This is a genomic window from Legionella parisiensis, from assembly GCF_001467945.1.
GTDB classification, from domain to species: Bacteria; Pseudomonadota; Gammaproteobacteria; order Legionellales; family Legionellaceae; genus Legionella; species Legionella parisiensis.
Map to the genome: position 1 here is coordinate 1,433,094 of NZ_LNYQ01000013.1, position 17,166 is coordinate 1,450,259.

A 17,166-nucleotide genomic window follows, 5' to 3' on the forward strand; every position below is an offset into this window, starting at 1 on the left:
TTTTTTGAATTAAATTTTTAGTTCGGAGCTATTTTTGATATGGTAAAAACAGCATTTGTATTTCCTGGGCAAGGTTCGCAATCAATAGGGATGTTGGCTGATTTTGAGTTGCAATATCCTATTGTTGTAAAGACTTTTGCAGAAGCATCAGAAGCTGTAGGTTATGATCTATGGAAACTAGTGCAACATGGTCCTGAAGAAAAACTGAATCAAACAGAGCATACTCAAGTCGCAATGCTTACTGCTGATGTGGCTGTATACAGGGTATTGATGCAGCATGATATTGCTCAGCCAATAATTACGGCTGGCCATAGTTTAGGTGAATATGCCGCATTGGTTTGTGCTGATGCCTTGTCATTATTTGATGCTGCATGTTTGGTAGCTCGTAGAGGACAAGTAATGCAAAATGCAGTGCCCTTGGGCCTGGGGGCTATGGCTGCAATTGTTGGTTTAACGGATGAGCAAGTAAAAACCTTATGTACTCAAGCCAGCCAAACAAATGAGGTTGTGACTCCTGCAAACTATAATGCAATCGGACAGGTAGTTGTTGCTGGCCACACTCCAGCAGTAACACGAATACTAGGATTAGCTGAGGAAGCTGGGGCACGTCTTGCAAAAGTGATTCCAGTCAGTGTCCCATGTCATTGTCCTTTATTGTCTGATGCTGCAGTATCTTTTGCTGAATACCTGGCTAAGATTGAATTCAAAAAACCCAAACATGATGTGGTGAGTAATGTCGACTTAAGCATTTATCATTCAGTACAGCATATACGTGAAAAGCTAAAAGAGCAGTTATATAGCCCTGTTCGATGGGTGGAAACAATTCAACTTTTTAAAAATAATGGTATAGAGTTAATTCTTGAGTGTGGGCCAGGAAAAGTACTTGGCGGGTTAGTTAAAAGAATAGATAGAAGCTTAAATACTATAAGTGTTTACGATACTATTAGCCTGGATCAGGTTGAAGAGCAATTTGCATAGTCTATAGGTGCAGAAGAAGTGAGCCCAGATTGTGTCTGAGATGTAGAATGAGCTATGGTATAGCCCAAGCTGTGTTAGTGTAGAAACTGAAATTGTTTGCCAAATACACAACCTACAAAAAATAAACATTTTCTATTGAGGAAAATAAATGATGAGTCTAGAGGGAAAAATTGCCTTAGTCACAGGGGCAAGCCGGGGAATAGGACAGGCTATAGCTCTTAAACTAGCACAGCAGGGTGCTTTGGTATTTGGTACAGCCACAACAGAACAAGGGGCTCAATCAATTAATGCCTATTTTGAAAAAGAAAAATTATCAGGTAAGGGATTGGTTCTTGATGTTACAAGTTCAGAGCAAATTGAAAAAGTGATAAGTGAATTGTCTAAAGAGAACCAGTCTCCTTCGATATTAGTAAATAATGCGGGGATAACCTCAGATAACTTACTGCTGCGTATGGATGATGAAGAATGGTATAAGGTAATTGAGACGAATTTGAATTCAATATACAAAATGTCTAAAATTTGCATAAAGCCCATGTTTAGAGCGCGATGGGGACGAATTATTTCCATTGGGTCAGTGGTTGGTTCAAGCGGAAATTCAGGCCAAGTGAATTATACCGCAGCAAAAGCAGGAATTGTTGGTTTCAGTAAGTCTTTAGCTCAAGAAGTAGGAAGCAGGGGAATTACTGTGAATGTTGTTGCTCCTGGTTTTATTGATACAGATATGACAGCAGCTTTGCCTGATATGGTAAAGGATGAAATGTTAAAAAGAATTCCTATGCGTAAGCTGGGAGAGCCTGGGGATATAGCTGAAGCTGTTGCTTTTTTAGCATCAGAAAGTGCTAAATATATCACAGGTGAAACAATTCATGTCAATGGCGGCATGTATATGGACTAAATGCACTTGCGTTATCTGTATAAATGAATAAACTATACCACTTCCATTTAACTCTGGTTGTTTTGGTTTTTTTGAATTGTATTTAAATTTAAGTGATTAGATTAAAAAATGGAGCCTGGCTTGTTTGTTAAATTAGTTAATAATTTAAGAAATAAAAAGAGAGCATGCTTTCAAGCAATTAAAGTTAAGTGGAAGTGGTATGGTAATTAACCTGAAGTTTTTTTAAATTTCTATCAACCGAAAGAGGAAAATCAAGTTATGAGTACAGTTGAAGAGCGTGTTCGCAAAATTGTTGTTGAACAATTAGGTGTTAAAGAAGAAGAGTTAAAGAATGATGCATCATTTGTTGATGACCTAGGTGCTGATTCTTTAGACACTGTGGAATTGGTTATGGCTCTTGAAGAAGAATTTGAAACAGAAATTCCTGATGAAAAAGCTGAAAAAATTACCACGATTCAAGAAGCGATCGATTATATTGAATCTAATTTAAATAAAGAAGAAGCGTAACGGTTTTCTTTTCTCCCTTCCTCTCCTATGCTTAGCGTGTGGGAGATGATTGGAGTGTTTTACGAGGAGCTTTCATTGAATAAGCGGCGTATAGTAATTACTGGTATGGGTATGGTTACCCCTGTCGGACTTAATGTAGAAGAAACTTGGCAAAATATATTGGGTGGTGTAAGTGGAGTTGTTCTGGCAGATGAGTTTGATGCCAGCGAGTACAGCACACGAATATGGGCTAAAGTTAAGAACTTTAATATTGAGGACTATGTTCCGCTTAAAGATGCACGTAAAATGGATGTATTTACCCAATACGGTATTGCTGCAGCCGATGAGGCAATACTTGATTCGGGTTTGAAAATTGATACAAATTTATCAAATCGTATTGGTGTAGCTGTAGGTGCAGGTATTGGAGGCATCCAGACAATTACCAATAATCAGGATAAACTGATGGCAGGTGGCCCTCGCAAGGTTTCTCCATTTTTTATTCCAGCAGGTATTATCAATATGGTTGCTGGTCAGATTTCAATTAGACATCAGCTTAAAGGGCCCAATATTGCAGTTGTTACTGCATGCACTACAGGAACGCACAATATTGGTCTTGCTGGACGAATGATTGCTTATGGCGATGCTGATGTCATGGTATGTGGTGGGGCCGAAATGACCTTAACACCCCTATGTTTAGCAGGATTTTCTGCTGTACGTTCTTTATCTAAGCGTAATGATGACCCCGCAAAGGCATCAAGACCTTTTGATAAAGATAGAGATGGTTTTGTTATGGGCGAGGGTGCGGGTGTTCTTGTATTAGAAGAATATGAGCATGCTAAAGCTCGTGGTGCAAAAATCTATGCCGAACTTGTAGGATTCGGTATGTCTGGTGATGCTTTTCATATCACTGCACCAGATGATGATGCTGATGGTGCTGCTCGTGCAATGGAGGCAGCGATACATGATGCAGGTATTGATCCCGAACAGGTTGATTATATTAATGCGCATGGTACATCTACTTATCTTAATGATTTGAATGAAACAAAAGCGATTAAACGTGTATTTAAGCAACACGCTTATGATTTGGCTGTGAGTTCTACAAAATCAATGACTGGGCACTTATTAGGTGCTGCCGGTGCTGTAGAGGCAATATTTAGTATTTTAGCGATCAGAGATCAAATTGCCCCGCCAACTATTAATTTGGATAATCCAGATGAGGGATGTGATTTGAACTATGTACCCTATACCCCTCAAAAAAGAGCTATTAATTACGTTCTGAGCAACTCATTAGGCTTTGGTGGGACAAATGGTAGCTTATTATTTAAGCGTGTGTAAATGAGGTTTATAAGACATAAAAAACTGGTTTTTTTTGTAATAATACTGTTTTTTATGTCTTTCCTGTCTTTCTCTTTGCTTGCCTATATTCAAATTACTAGACCTATTGTTCCAAAACATGGAGCGCCTGTCATTATCACTGTTGACCGAGCTGCTTCGGCATCACAATTTGTAAAAAACTTAAAAGAGAAAAATCTAATACACTCAAGTTCAATGCTTTTAATGATCATTCGTTATTCAGGTTTGTCTTCTCAACTTAAAGCAGGTGTATACCAGATAACTCCAGGCGAAACGCCACTGCACTTGGTGCATCGAATCGTAGCTGGAGATGTTGTAACGCAAAATTTTACAATAATTGCCGGGACTACTCAGCAGAAAATTTCTCAAGATTTGATGAAAGCAGCATATTTAAATTATCATCCGGAGGATTGGAATTCGATTAAGGGCGAGCATCCCAATGCTGAAGGATTATTACTTTCTGATACCTATCAATATGCCGGTGGAAGTAGCGGTAAAAGTTTGTTAGAGCATGCTCATCGTAATTTAATTAATTATTTAAATACGAGTTGGGCTAACAGGGCGCCCAACTTACCTTATAAAAACCCATATGAATTGCTTACGGCAGCCTCAATAATTGAAAAAGAAACAGCTGTTCCACAAGAGAGAAAATTGATTTCAGGGGTAATGATTAACCGCTTAAATAAAAAAATGCCTTTGCAAATGGATCCTACAGTCATTTATGGATTAGGTACTGCATATACTGGAAAATTATCTCACAATGATTTGCTCATTGATTCGCCCTATAATTCATACCACAATCGAGGGTTGCCACCAACACCGATTGCAATGGTAGGAAAGGAAGCTTTGGATGCAGCAGCCCACCCTCAATTATCCAATTATTTATATTTTGTTGCCAAAGGAGATGGAACGCATCAGTTTTCAGAAACGTATGAACAACAAAAGCAAGCAATTAATCAATACAAGCGCAAGGATTTTTAATGCCATCATTAAGCGGGAAATTAATTGTTATTGAAGGATTGGAGGGAGCAGGGAAGTCCACTGCAATAAATACAATTACAGAGCTGTTAACAGAAAAACAAATTAAAACCTTAACTACTCGAGAGCCCGGTGGCACAGCAATAGGTGAGATTTTGCGTGCTTTAATCAAAAACCCGGATTATCGTGATGTTTTAGATGACCGCAGTGAATTATTATTACTCTATACAGCGCGTATTCAGCTTTTTGAGGAAGTTATTAAGCCTGCCTTGCTTCAAGGAGTTTGGGTTATCGCGGATCGATTTGAGCTATCAACTATGGCTTATCAAGGCGGTGGACGTGGCCTAGACCAAGAGATAATTAATCAGTTATCTTCTTTTGCACTACAGGGATTTAAACCGGATTTGATTATATATTTAGATATTAGTCCTGAGGAAGGAATGAAGCGAGTCAAATCAAGAGGAGAGTTCGATAGGATTGAACAGCAATCCATTGATTTTTTCCATCGCGTCCATAAAAGCTATACTCGTCATATTGAAATGAGCACTAATGCAATAACAATTGATGCGAGCCAACCGCTACAAGAAGTGAAACAGGCGATTCAAAAGGCAATGAATGAATTTATCGAGAGTCAAGGATGAGTGATATCGATGAACGGGATCCTTCTCCATTGAAGGGTAATACAGAATATCGAACCCAATGGAATCAAATGCAAACCGCATGGCTAAATAATCGTATGCCCCAGTCTATGCTGTTTGTTGGTTCGTTTGATTATGTTTTTATGGATTTTGTTAAGAAATTAGCTCAATTGATTTTCTGCAAAAAAAATGACAATGAACCTTGCTTGGAGTGTGCAGATTGTAACATGGTTGTTCATAGCGAGCATTCTGATGTGAAATGGGTTAAACCAGAAAAAAACAGCGGCCCAATTAAAATCGATCAAATCAGAGAATTACAGAATTATGCTTACTTGACCCCTCAGCGGAGCAAGCATCGTTTAATTGTGATTGAATCGTCTGATCGAATGAATAATTCTGCTGCAAACTCATTGCTAAAAATTTTAGAGGAGCCTCCTCCACAGACGATTTTTTTGCTTTTAGCTCAACAATTAAGTACGTTATTACCTACGATTTTAAGCAGATGTCAAATAATACGCTTTACATCACATGATGATTTATCAGTTATAAATCTTTCGCAATTAGCTGAACACTACTCACCAGACTCTGAACAAGTAATGATTGTGAAACAATCAGAGATAATTCTAGATGGTTTAATTGCAGTGATAGAGCAAAAGGAACATCCAAGTGTGATTGCAGCTCAATGGAATCAATTTGAGTTTGGTGCCTTACTTTGGTTTCTGTATTTAGTGTATGCGCAAATACAAACGATGCAAATTAATAGCTCTGCAGCTATTGGTCCAGCAAGTCGCCAATTGAATCATTTAATGTCCTTATTAAAGCCTATAATAATTTTTTCCCAAATAGATAAATTAAACACATTGAGGCGAAAATTAAGCCATAATATGAATGTAAATCAAATTTTGGCATTGGAAGATTTATTGTTAGGACTATACAGTGAATCTAAGACTTTCTCATAAATTAGCCGATGCATTAATGTTTTGATTTTACATTAAATTAAGGGATAAAAAGGAAATCGATGATGGATACAATTCACCAGATTAATTGCACCTTTATTAATGAATCAGCATTGTATGCAGCCTATATGCCTTTTATAAAAGGAGGTGGGTTATTTATTCGTACTAATACCAATTATCTGTTTGGATCAATAGTTAAGTTATTGATTAAATTGATGGATGAAGACGAACTCTATGTAGTCGATGGTAAGGTGGTTTGGATTACGCCTAAAGGTGCTCAGGGCAATAAAGTGCCTGGTATAGGGGTCCAATTTATTGGAGATAACAGCCGTTACGTGTGTAATAAAATAGAGACCTATTTAGCAGGCATGTTAAAATCTTCGCAAACAACCGATACAATTTAGATTGGGCTCAGTTTACACTTTGCTAGATTGAATCCGAATAATCTGATTTTCACGGACCAAAGCGAAATATTTATGAGTATGTGAAGTAGATCGTAGCACAAAAAATCAGTTCATTTGGGACCAAGAAAGTAGAAATGTAAACAGAATCTAATTCGATGTGAAGAAATATAATTTCTATTTCTCAATTTGAACGCATATTTAATGAGGATCCCCATGTTAGTTGATTCACACTGTCATTTGAATTTTCTCGATTTAGCAGATTTTAATAATGATATAGCTAATGTCTTGGCACAAGCAAAAGCAAATGGTGTGCAGCATTTCTTATCTGTTTGCGTCGAACTAAAGGATTATCCAGAATTAGAGAAACTTGCAGCAAAATATTCTGGTATCAATATTTCTGTAGGTGTGCATCCAAATACTGAACTGGAATATCCTGTGACATCGCAAATGCTATGTGACTTAGCAGTGAATCCAGCATGTATTGCTATAGGTGAAACAGGTTTGGATTATTATCGAACACATACCGATGAAGCGCAGGAGGCACAACGTAATCTTTTTAGAGAACATATAAAAGCTGCTTTAAAGTCTTCGAAACCATTGATTATCCATACTCGTCAGGCAGCAGAAGATACAATAGCATTAATGGCCGAAGAAAATGCACATAAAATTGGCGGTGTCATGCATTGTTTTGCTGAAAGTTTAGATATAGCACATAAAGCGATGGATTTAAATTTTTATATTTCATTTTCAGGAATTGTAACATTTAAAAATGCATCCATACTTCAAGATGTGGCGCGTAAGGTGCCTTTGAATAGAATACTTATTGAAACAGATTCACCCTACTTAGCACCAGTGCCTTATCGTGGCAAACAAAATCATCCTGCACTTGTGAAGCATGTTGCTGAAGCTATAGCCGGACTTCGCAATATGTCCTATGAAGAAATAGCTGCAATTACAACGAATAACTTTTATAATTGTTTCAGATTGTAACCATATAACGTTGCGTCCAGGCTATAAATGACACGCCTATTTCTAAAATATTTGGGTGATAAATTGAGGAATAATTGATGACTTTGTACATTGGTTTGATGTCTGGAACAAGTATGGATGGCATTGATGCTGCTCTTGTTGATGTATCGACAAATACATTGCTTTATGGAATGACTAAAAAATACAGTGATGAAGTAAAAGGAAGGATTGAAAATTTGCTTTCAGGGAACGATTTGAGTTTGGCATCTATTTGCCAGCTCAACATATTAATTGGCAGAGAGTTTGCTGATGCAGTCAATCGATTATTACAGAAAACCAAATTATCACCCAGTGATATTTGCTCCATAGGGAGTCATGGGCAAACGCTATGTCATAATACTCACTCCACTATTCCGTATACGCTACAGCTGGGATGTGCTCACACTATTGCTGAATTAACAGGTATCACTGTTGTTGCTGATTTTCGAACCCGTGATCTAGTACTGGGTGGACAAGGAGCTCCTTTTGCACCACTTTATCATCAGAAGCTATTTGCTGGTAAGAATAATCATGTCGCGGTAGTGAATATAGGAGGTATTGCCAATATTACATTTATCAAAGCAAATGAACCTGTTAAAGGTTGGGACATAGGTCCTGGAAATTGTTTACTGGATGCATGGATTATGAAACATCAGGGGAAATCTTATGATGCTGATGGGGCATGGGCAAGGCAAGGTGAAATTATTGAAACTCTTCTTGAAGAGCTAATGTCTGATTCGTTTATCACCTCTTCTTCACCCAAAAGTATAGGTAAAGAATACTTTTCTTTATTATGGTTAGAACACTATTTAAAAGAAGAGTATCAACCTGTAGACATACAAAAGACGCTGCTTGCATTTACTGCTAAAACTATTGCGGATACAGTATTAAATGAACAAAATCCCGTTGAAACAATGTACTTATGTGGCGGGGGGACTCACAATCTGGCTTTATTGCATATGTTGGCTCAGTTATTGCCTCAAATTGGAGTAAAAAGTATTGCAAAAATTGGCCTAAGCCCTGATTTCTTGGAGGCAATGATGTTTGCCTGGCTTGCTGAACAAACGATAAATCAAATTCCAGTAGATTTATGTACTATTACTGGCGCACGACAACCAGCAATTTTGGGTGCGATCTATCCTGTTATAAAATGATTTGAACGCAAATCATGTAGATCAGGTAAACAGTTAGCGGAACCTGGTTATGTAGTTACTGTCTGGCATCAGCTTTTGTATCTTTTAAATGCAAAGTGAAGCGCTGAACACATATTAAATCTGTATTTGTTTTATATGTACCAAAATCATATTGACAAAATAAATATGTATAGGCTTAAATGTGGAATTTCAAACGGAGTGACCTTAAATTGAGCGTACAACATTCAGAAAGCACAAATCAAGGAACAACCAGTCTCGTAACTGCTTATTTTATATTTTTTCTGGCAGCATCATTTTATTTATACGAATTCATTTTACAAGTAGCGCCCAGTGTTATGGCTGAATCCATGATGAAAACTTTTGGGGTTACGGGACAAGGATTTGGGGTAATATCGGCTTTCTATTTTTATGCATATGCGCCAACCCAATTGCCTGCGGGTGTGTTATACGATCGTTACGGTCCGCGCAAGCTAATGACTTGTGCAATTATCCTATGCGCTTTAGGATCTGCCTTCTTTGCATCTACAGACAGTGTATTTACGGCGTGTATTGGCAGGTTCCTTATTGGAATTGGCTCTGCATTTTCATTTATTGGCGTTCTAGTTCTCTTATCACGCTGGTTTCCCCCTTATTATTTCGCCATTTTAGCAGGAGTTGCTCAATTGATGAGTTCGGTTGGTGCTATATTTGGTGAAATGCCTCTTGCCTATTTAATTCAAGCTGTTGGGTGGCGTAATGCAAGTTTTATTCTTTCACTTATTGGCTTTATTTTAGCGGCTTTTTTTTGGGTGTATATTCGAGATTATCCGCACCAGAAAAGTCAAACAGTCCCTGGACATTACCTGCGTGATGAATGGAAACGGCTTCTTGCTGTATGCAAACATAGTTATACTTGGATAATCGGATCTTATGCGTTCACGATATGGGCCCCTATTGCAGTTTTTGCCGCACTCTGGGGTGTTCCGTATTTACAAGAAAAATTCCAAATAAGCGTGGTGGCTGCTTCAGGATTATGCAGTATGATTTGGATTGGAATAGGTGTGGGGAGTCCCCTGTTAGGATGGTTTAGTGATAGAATTGAAAGTCGACGTATCGCTCTGATTATTAGTGCAGTTTTAGGTTTATTGGCTACATTGATCCTATTGTATTGGCCTGGATTATCTTATGGATGGACGCCCGTTGTACTATTTGTACTGGGTTTAGGAGCAGGTGGACAAACGGTAAGTTTTGCTGTGGTTAAAGAAAATAACCCTCCTGAGTATGTTGGTACCGCTTCGGGTTTTAATAATCTTTCAGTTGTGATCGGAGGTGCAATATTTCAGCCATTGGTAGGCTACATATTACAGCATACTAACTTATGGCATGTAGTGAATGGGGCGCACGTATATAGTGTTGAAAGTTACCAAATTGCCTTAGTGGTTATGCCAATATGCTTTTTATCCAGTTTACTTATTGCAAGTTTCGTACTCAAAGAGTCTCATCCAACACATCGGAAGTATTAATTATAAATTTATTTAGCTCATCTTTTCAAAGGAAGAGATGAGCTTCTTGAAATATCAAACCTCTAAAGGAAATGCACATCCAGTTTCTAACACTGCTTTGTTATTGCCTTTTTCTTCCTTATTCTTTGGTGCAAACCATAATAAAGCGCATGTTTCCTTATAAAAAATATAACGTGCTTCATTTAATCTCCTTAAATATTTTTGTTTGGTATAGCCTCCATAGGATTTTTCATCTTTTGCAATTCTATCGAATTTTTCTTCATAAGCATTAAATTTAGCAGCTAAAAATTGTGCCGCCTCTGAAGAGTCCCAAGAGCTGGTTAAGAGCTTGGTAATATTATTAGGTGAAGTAAAAATATGCTCATCAAAAGAATCAAATAGAATATTCCATAAACTTAATGATTCAAACATCCCTTTAATTTGTGAGATCGTTTGGATAAACTGGCAAACAGTTTGCGCATGCAACTGAAAAACACCTTCTTTACGTGCTTCTTCTAAAATAAAAAATTGGATCGTATGGGCCCATTTTCCATGTGCTGGACCTGCTCCCGCATCTGCAGCTAAATAACCATTTTTTAATAAAACATTATTAAACAGGTCAGCAGTTAATTCACCATGTAAAATCGGTGTGTGCCTGGGATATTGAAAATCAGTGCTGGTTTTAAATATTTCACTAACCTCGGAAGAGGTTGGGTTATTAAAATGATTTTTGTTCCCCCAATGATCAAAAAAATACCTTAAAGATCTTTTTTCTTCTTGGTTAAATAAAAAATATGTTGTTACAAACCTTTTTAAACCGCGTAATACCAATTCTTCGTTGCAGAAAAATTTCCAGACTTCAATAACATCTTCTTGTACTTTATTGTCTAAGTTAGTGTATCCAAAATCTTGTAAGCATTGCTCATAATTATTCGTATCTTTCTTCCCAATTTGTATGAGTTCAACAGTCATGATTTTTCCTTTGAAAAAAAACTATATTTCTATGGCAGGTATTGTTAGAAAATTAATAAGTTGCACAATAGATTTAAGCTCACCTCATTTAATGCTCAATTATTTATTGTTGTCCATGTCAGATACTTGACTTATATGGTTATGATTTAATCTAAAAACAGCAATAATTATACATTTTGGTTCATAATTTTCAATTGCATTAAAGTTCGAATAATATTAGAAGCTCCTTTCATGCCAATACAATAGCACGTAATGTTCCGGCAAATGCACGAGGTAAATGGGCATCTTGTCCCGGTGTAGGTATGTATGAAAGTGCAGGTTCAAGATAGATATTGTTCATTATTTTTGCCTGATAATAAATCTGATACATTAACTCAGTAGAGCGATTTGTAATTTTTTGATTGAGCCAGGCAAGAGAAAATCCTGTGCCTAGTGAGTCTCCCTCACGATTTGCAATGAGGCCAAATACAGTGAAGCCTGCACCAACGGATCGCTTCATAGGTAAAACACTTGAGTTATTAATACTGTATTGATAGAACGCAGATATACCGCTAATGTCATATCCGGGATGGCGATACCACAAGCGTTGGGAGCCAAATAAATAAGCACCTGTTGCTCCGATTTCAGTCAGATTATGTTGGCGAATTAACCCCGTTTGATGCCATATGCCTATTCCCGCAGTACCTGGTCGATGACTTTTGCCTAAAACCCAGGCTCCACCAATTTCGCCAACTTGAAAATAATTTCCATTAAATGTTGGACCCGTTAAGCCAGTTTGTTTGCCACTGGCTAGATTGCCATCATATATTCCGTAGGAAAGATACCATTGTGTGATCGGGGCCAATGTCATGGTAATCCCATATGCGGTATTCGTATAACCCGGCATGATCCCATCTACTGATGGATTGATGAAAATCGGAGTATAAATTAAGCTTGTTACAGCAGGGATATTTGGTGCATCAGAACTAAGTGATGCAGGCTTGATTACGTTATTAAAATCAAGAGTGGTGATCGTTTTACCAATTCGAATAAACATTTTTTTATCAAAAAATGCTTGTCTAAACCAAAGCGCATAAAGCTCGGACCGATTAAAAGGATAAACATCCGGTAATGAGTTATATCCTTGGATAATACCTGCTTGTGCATTGGTATTCTGAGCATTTTGCTGAAGAAACTGAGCGCTAAATAATCCTCCATTCCATCCATTAAATTGTTCCGTGTCTACAGTAAGATCCAATAAAAGTACGCTGTTTGATGTGACGCGATCAGCATCAGGTATTCCCCCTGAAAACAATTTATTCGTGTCACCTATCCAAGCACCTTGAAGCATAACTCCATGATTATTATGGATACCTAGCTTTTCCTCTAAATAACGTTGAATGACACCTGATCCCATTGTTACATTGACCGCAGCAGGGTTAGAGCTTATGCTCGAATTTATTGTAGGTTTTGACAGTGATTTTTTTGATATTGTAGGGATGGGTACTGACGTTTCTGTCTTACCGAAACTATGAGAACTCGTAAAGAGAGTCAAGATAAAAAATAATAATCGGGCCATAATTTTATTAAAAGCATGGAGATGCATATTTACCTACATCTTTAACCATATACTTTTCTAAAGCAAGTCTTAAAACTTATAAGGCTCCTATATTGACAAGGAATTTTTAAGTAGATACCGTAAAATACTAATTTGTTGATTCAACAAGGATTTTGTAGACGGATAATAACCACCAACAGGATTGATATGGAGCATTACTATGATTTCGAATTCTAAATTATTGCTGCTAATTGGGGCAGTGTGTTTTGTTACACTGCTTCCTGATGTAGCTGTTGCTGAAGATAACTTAATTAACGCTTCGGGAAATACAAAAAAGTGTTTTCCTTTTATTGATAAAATCGACCAAAAGCTTATGGTTGCTCCGTCTCAAAGTGCGGATTCAGCTCATAAAACCTATATTCTTCCAGCCACTCCTGCAACGACACAATGGGGAGTGTTCAATAATCATCAGCCCCCCGTTCTAATAATCAATCCGGGTGATAGTGTTTCCATAGAGACAATGGCTGCTTCCGATAATCAGGTTGTTCCTGGGACACCAATTGAAGATGTTGTACGCATGAATGATGCAGTACCTGGAAGAGGGCCCCACACAATAACGGGACCGATTTACATACAAAATGCAGAGCCAGGTGATATTCTCAAAATTCACTTTAACAAAATACTGCCTCGTAGTTATGCATCGAATAATAATGTCCCAGGAAAAGGGTTATTTCCCGAAGAGTTTCCAGAGGGGCAAATTAAATATTTTTACCTTGATGTAAAAAAAATGCAGATGCAATTTGCACCCGGGATTGTAATCCCGCTTGCACCATTCCCAGGATTAATTGCAGTAGCTCATGGTGAACCGGGTAATTTTGATACCATTCCACCGGGCCCTTTTGGTGGAAATATGGATTTACGGGAAATGAAAGAAGGAACAACATTGTATCTACCCGTTTTTGTAAAAGGTGGATTACTTTGGACTGGGGACTCGCATGCCGGGCAGGGGAATGGCGAGATCAATCTTACAGCGATTGAAACTGCATATGAAGAATTCAATATTACTGTTGATTTGATTAAACAAAAACCTTTAAGTTGGCCGCGAGTTGAAACATCAAATGCTTGGATTACAGTAGGTTATGATGCTGATTTGAATAAGGCTCTTGAAATTCTCAAAAGTGAGACTGTCAAATTGATTATGGAACAAAATAAAGCATCTCATGAACAGGCTGAAAAAATCATGTTTGCAACATGGAATTGCCCTATTTCAGAAGTAGTCAACGGAATAAAGGGCGTCTATTGTATGATCCCCAAACAAGTCGAGCAACAAACTCCATTCCACTTACCTCAAAAAGATACCTCAACTCAATACGTAACTTATGCACAAGATAAGGATGTCGAAAACGCAATGAAAAAAGCATCTATGGAAATGCTTACTCGAATCGCTAGGGAGAAAAAACTAACGCGTCTCGATGCTTATTCGCTGCTTAGTCTAACTATGGATTGTCGTATTGCTCCATACAAATCTGGTGATAAGGAAGTCCATTGTATGTTAGATAAAAATTTGTGGGTATCTTAGTGCCATGGTTTCCATGGTCCAAAGGGGCTCAGTTTTATGTAGAAAAGTGGAACTCAGCAAAAAGATGTGAGTTTCACTGCACCCAACTCCATGCTACATTGCGCTGCTTGCATCCACTTCGCTTTCTGTTGCGACCGAATTTTTTGGTAAAAAAGCTAACCCTGTAAATATCAGGAATAGGAGTTGGACTGCATTACAATAAAGCGCAAAATGAAGGTTATTGTGTTGCTTATAAAATATACTAGCTATTTCTGTCCCTAGTGCACCAACTACCATCACGCATAGGCTAACCACTGCAGATGCAGTGCCCTTGCTTACAGGTGTTACAAAAAGGCAGAATCTATTTAAAGGTGCATTAATCACACTTAGTGCAAAGAAGTAAATAATTGTTCCAGGCAGCAAGTAATAATAGGCATTCCCATAAAGAAAAGGAAGCAAAGAAGTTAACACTGCGCCAATAATCATGATAATGCAGCCTAAAAAAACTATTCTCTCTATTTTGTATTTATAGGTTAATTGATGTAAAAACCAATTGCCTAAAATGGTTGCACCAAATACAGGGAGTTGCCAAAGCCCATATTGAATCACCGTAAGTTTTGCCTCAACAATCAAAATGATTGGGGCTAATGCAATCCAGGCAATACAGGGAATACCCACTGTTCCGGCAGCTAAAGTGCCAAAACAAAACTTTTTATTGGTAAAGAGATCTTTATAGTTTTGAATGACTTTTTGTGCCGAGAATTTTGTTTTCGGAGTGAGCTCCCCACTTCTCTTTATTTGTCCTATAGGTTCAGGCATGTATCGCCACAATCCCCATAATGCAACAAGAGCACCAATCGCGATAGTCACAAAGATGTAACGCCATGACGTATAATGAATAACTAGGGCTCCTATGAGAGGGCCTAATAATGGGGCAAGAATCGCAACATTCGCCATAATGGATATCAAGCGAATCGCATCCATCTCTTCAAAAATCTCTTGTATTGTTGCATAGCCGATTACACCAATAAAACATAAGCCCATACCTTGAAAGAAGCGAGCTATCAAAAACTGATTCATTGAATTGGATGAAGCAATAAATAAAGTAAAAATAAAAAATAGGAATGCACCAACCAGCATCATGGGTCTGCGCCCATAACTATCCGATATAGGACCTAAGAAGATTTGCAGGCTTGCACCTCCAAGAATATAAACACTCAGCGAGGTAGCCACGGCGGATTCGGGCGCATCAAAAGAACGAACAACATAAATCATGCCTGGCATGATCATGTCGTTGGCAATATAAGTCAAAAACTCATACATGACAAAAAAACAGGTAAATATAAGTGCCTGTTTTTTTGTTATAGGAATAAGGGGTTCAGTCATAACAAGACTCTTGTTGATTCATTTTTCTTTAATTGTACATCTCTGTAATTCTGTGACTTTTTTTTATATACTCTGTTGAAGTTCAATTTTTGCGAAACAATCTTATGAAATGGTTTTTTTTTGGCGAAGATAGTGGCAAACCCAGAATTAATGAACGTTTAATGATTTACATCCTTAGTCTACTTGATCCCACCTCGCAGTTCAAGGCATCACTGGTCAATCATAAATGGAAAGAACTCATAGAATTAACTCAAAAATACATGAATTTATTGCCGACGATTCATCGCATTCCGCTGTTTTCCAAGGTAGGACTTGATGTAATAAGATTAAAATTACTGTCGGGAGGAATGACTAATACTGTATACAGGATCCAAGTAGGACCTGATATTAGCAAGTCACTTTTAAGATTTCCTGGCATCACTTCAACTCTTGTTGAACATAGGAGACCGCAACGATGGGTCCTACGAATTCCAGGAGAAGTATCATCATATTCCGTATCGCGTAAACATGAATCAGAAAATGCACGTAAGGCATCACTTTTGGGGCTTAATGTGCCTATAGAACATTTTGAGCCAGACGGTTTGCAATTAACTAAGTTTATAGAAAACGTTCAAGCTCTAGACGAAAAAACTTTACAGCGTATTGATATATTACAAACATTGGCTGTCATGGCAAAAAAGCTACATACCTCGGAACATTTTGATAACGATACAGCTGTTTTTGAACGTAATGAAGGATTAGTGGAACAATTAAAATTAAAAGATTTTCTGTTCCCTAAAGAAATGGATTTTGTAGTAAAGCAGATGTCTTATTTAAAAAAATTGTTCTCATCTTATCAAATTGAATTGAGTCCATGCCATAATGACTCAACCCCATTGAACTACATGATGTCGCTTTTTGGATTAAAGAAACAGGAGGTTTTCTATCAAATTGATTGGGAGTATTCAAGCAATAATGACTTTATATGGGATCTTGTTTATTTTGCCAGGGAAGCGAAACTCAGCAAGGAACAAGAATTAATTTATTTAACCGCATATTTTGGGAAAGAAAAACTTACAGATTCAGTCTTGGCATGGTTCAATGCTTACAAACCTGTTGTGGAGTGGTGGATAACTCTTTGGTCCTGGACCCAATTGGCAAATGAAGCCAAATCTGTGGGTAAGAATGAATATGAAAAGTTGGGGAGCGAGCGTTTCGCAAAGACAGTGGATTTTTTACAAAGCGAAGAGTATAAGGATGCCATCGCAGTTATTGATTCAGATCGCTTAGATCCTTCTTTTAGTGGTCATCGGTCTTTTAAAGTTTAATATGCCTGGTACAGCACAGCAAAACCAGGAATTTATGGATATGATATGCCTCCGCACCTCTGTTTTTTTTGCTTT

Annotated in this window: 16 protein-coding genes; 13 read left to right on the plus strand and 3 right to left on the minus strand. The window is 37.7% G+C overall.

Annotated features, from left to right (window positions below; all coding sequences use genetic code 11):
* Positions 1-39 precede the first annotated feature (39 nt).
* From fabD to Lpar_RS12490, 11 genes are all read left to right on the plus strand, one after another.
* Complete coding sequence (fabD, locus tag Lpar_RS12440; RefSeq protein WP_058518226.1) at positions 40-978, plus strand: ACP S-malonyltransferase; 939 nt, start codon at positions 40-42, stop codon at positions 976-978.
* Between the two features lie 148 nt (positions 979-1,126).
* A complete protein-coding gene (gene fabG / locus Lpar_RS12445; RefSeq protein ID WP_058518227.1) occupies positions 1,127-1,873 on the plus strand; it encodes a 3-oxoacyl-ACP reductase FabG in 747 nt (248 codons plus the stop codon).
* A 258-nt stretch (positions 1,874-2,131) separates the two neighbouring features.
* Positions 2,132-2,380 carry an acyl carrier protein gene (gene acpP, locus Lpar_RS12450; RefSeq protein ID WP_003631752.1) on the plus strand — a complete coding sequence of 83 codons (249 nt, stop codon included), beginning with the start codon at positions 2,132-2,134 and terminating at the stop codon, positions 2,378-2,380.
* Between the two features lie 75 nt (positions 2,381-2,455).
* On the plus strand, positions 2,456-3,694 hold the full coding sequence (gene fabF, locus Lpar_RS12455) for a beta-ketoacyl-ACP synthase II (protein WP_058518228.1): 1,239 nt from the start codon (positions 2,456-2,458) through the stop codon (positions 3,692-3,694).
* Complete coding sequence (gene mltG / locus Lpar_RS12460) at positions 3,695-4,693, plus strand: endolytic transglycosylase MltG (protein ID WP_058518229.1); 999 nt, start codon at positions 3,695-3,697, stop codon at positions 4,691-4,693.
* Positions 4,693-5,331 carry a dTMP kinase gene (gene tmk / locus Lpar_RS12465; RefSeq protein ID WP_058518230.1) on the plus strand — a complete coding sequence of 213 codons (639 nt, stop codon included), beginning with the start codon at positions 4,693-4,695 and terminating at the stop codon, positions 5,329-5,331. The genes mltG and tmk overlap by 1 nt, the downstream gene beginning before the upstream one ends.
* Positions 5,328-6,287: a DNA polymerase III subunit delta' gene (locus Lpar_RS12470; protein WP_058518231.1), complete on the plus strand. Its 960-nt coding sequence runs from the start codon at positions 5,328-5,330 to the stop codon at positions 6,285-6,287. The genes tmk and Lpar_RS12470 overlap by 4 nt, the downstream gene beginning before the upstream one ends.
* A 62-nt stretch (positions 6,288-6,349) precedes the next feature.
* Complete coding sequence (locus Lpar_RS12475; RefSeq protein WP_082650382.1) at positions 6,350-6,688, plus strand: PilZ domain-containing protein; 339 nt, start codon at positions 6,350-6,352, stop codon at positions 6,686-6,688.
* A gap of 213 nt (positions 6,689-6,901) precedes the next feature.
* Positions 6,902-7,678 carry a TatD family hydrolase gene (locus Lpar_RS12480; RefSeq protein WP_058518233.1) on the plus strand — a complete coding sequence of 259 codons (777 nt, stop codon included), beginning with the start codon at positions 6,902-6,904 and terminating at the stop codon, positions 7,676-7,678.
* 77 nt (positions 7,679-7,755) lie between these two features.
* Positions 7,756-8,850 (plus strand): anhydro-N-acetylmuramic acid kinase, encoded by a 1,095-nt coding sequence (locus tag Lpar_RS12485; protein WP_058518234.1) that lies wholly within the window; start codon positions 7,756-7,758, stop codon positions 8,848-8,850.
* Positions 8,851-9,059: 209 nt separating this feature from the next.
* Positions 9,060-10,352, plus strand: coding sequence for an MFS transporter (locus Lpar_RS12490; protein WP_058519265.1), 1,293 nt, complete (start codon positions 9,060-9,062; stop codon positions 10,350-10,352).
* A gap of 54 nt (positions 10,353-10,406) precedes the next feature.
* Here Lpar_RS12490 and Lpar_RS12495 read toward each other — a convergent pair whose 3' ends face one another.
* Positions 10,407-11,303, minus strand: a complete 897-nt coding sequence (locus tag Lpar_RS12495; RefSeq protein ID WP_058518235.1) for a LirA/MavJ family T4SS effector — start codon at positions 11,301-11,303, stop codon at positions 10,407-10,409.
* 229 nt (positions 11,304-11,532) lie between these two features.
* Positions 11,533-12,888, minus strand: coding sequence for a carbohydrate porin (locus tag Lpar_RS12500; protein WP_082650383.1), 1,356 nt, complete (start codon positions 12,886-12,888; stop codon positions 11,533-11,535).
* A gap of 172 nt (positions 12,889-13,060) precedes the next feature.
* Here Lpar_RS12500 and Lpar_RS12505 point away from each other — a divergent pair, with 172 nt between their 5' ends.
* Positions 13,061-14,419: an acetamidase/formamidase family protein gene (locus Lpar_RS12505; protein WP_058518236.1), complete on the plus strand. Its 1,359-nt coding sequence runs from the start codon at positions 13,061-13,063 to the stop codon at positions 14,417-14,419.
* A gap of 93 nt (positions 14,420-14,512) precedes the next feature.
* Here the strand turns inward: Lpar_RS12505 and Lpar_RS12510 are convergent, their stop codons facing one another.
* A complete protein-coding gene (locus tag Lpar_RS12510) occupies positions 14,513-15,784 on the minus strand; it encodes an MFS transporter (RefSeq protein WP_058518237.1) in 1,272 nt (423 codons plus the stop codon).
* Between the two features lie 104 nt (positions 15,785-15,888).
* Between Lpar_RS12510 and Lpar_RS12515 the strand changes: the two genes are divergently transcribed.
* Positions 15,889-17,091, plus strand: a complete 1,203-nt coding sequence (locus Lpar_RS12515) for a phosphotransferase family protein (RefSeq protein WP_058518238.1) — start codon at positions 15,889-15,891, stop codon at positions 17,089-17,091.
* The last annotated feature ends 75 nt before the right edge of the window (positions 17,092-17,166 follow it).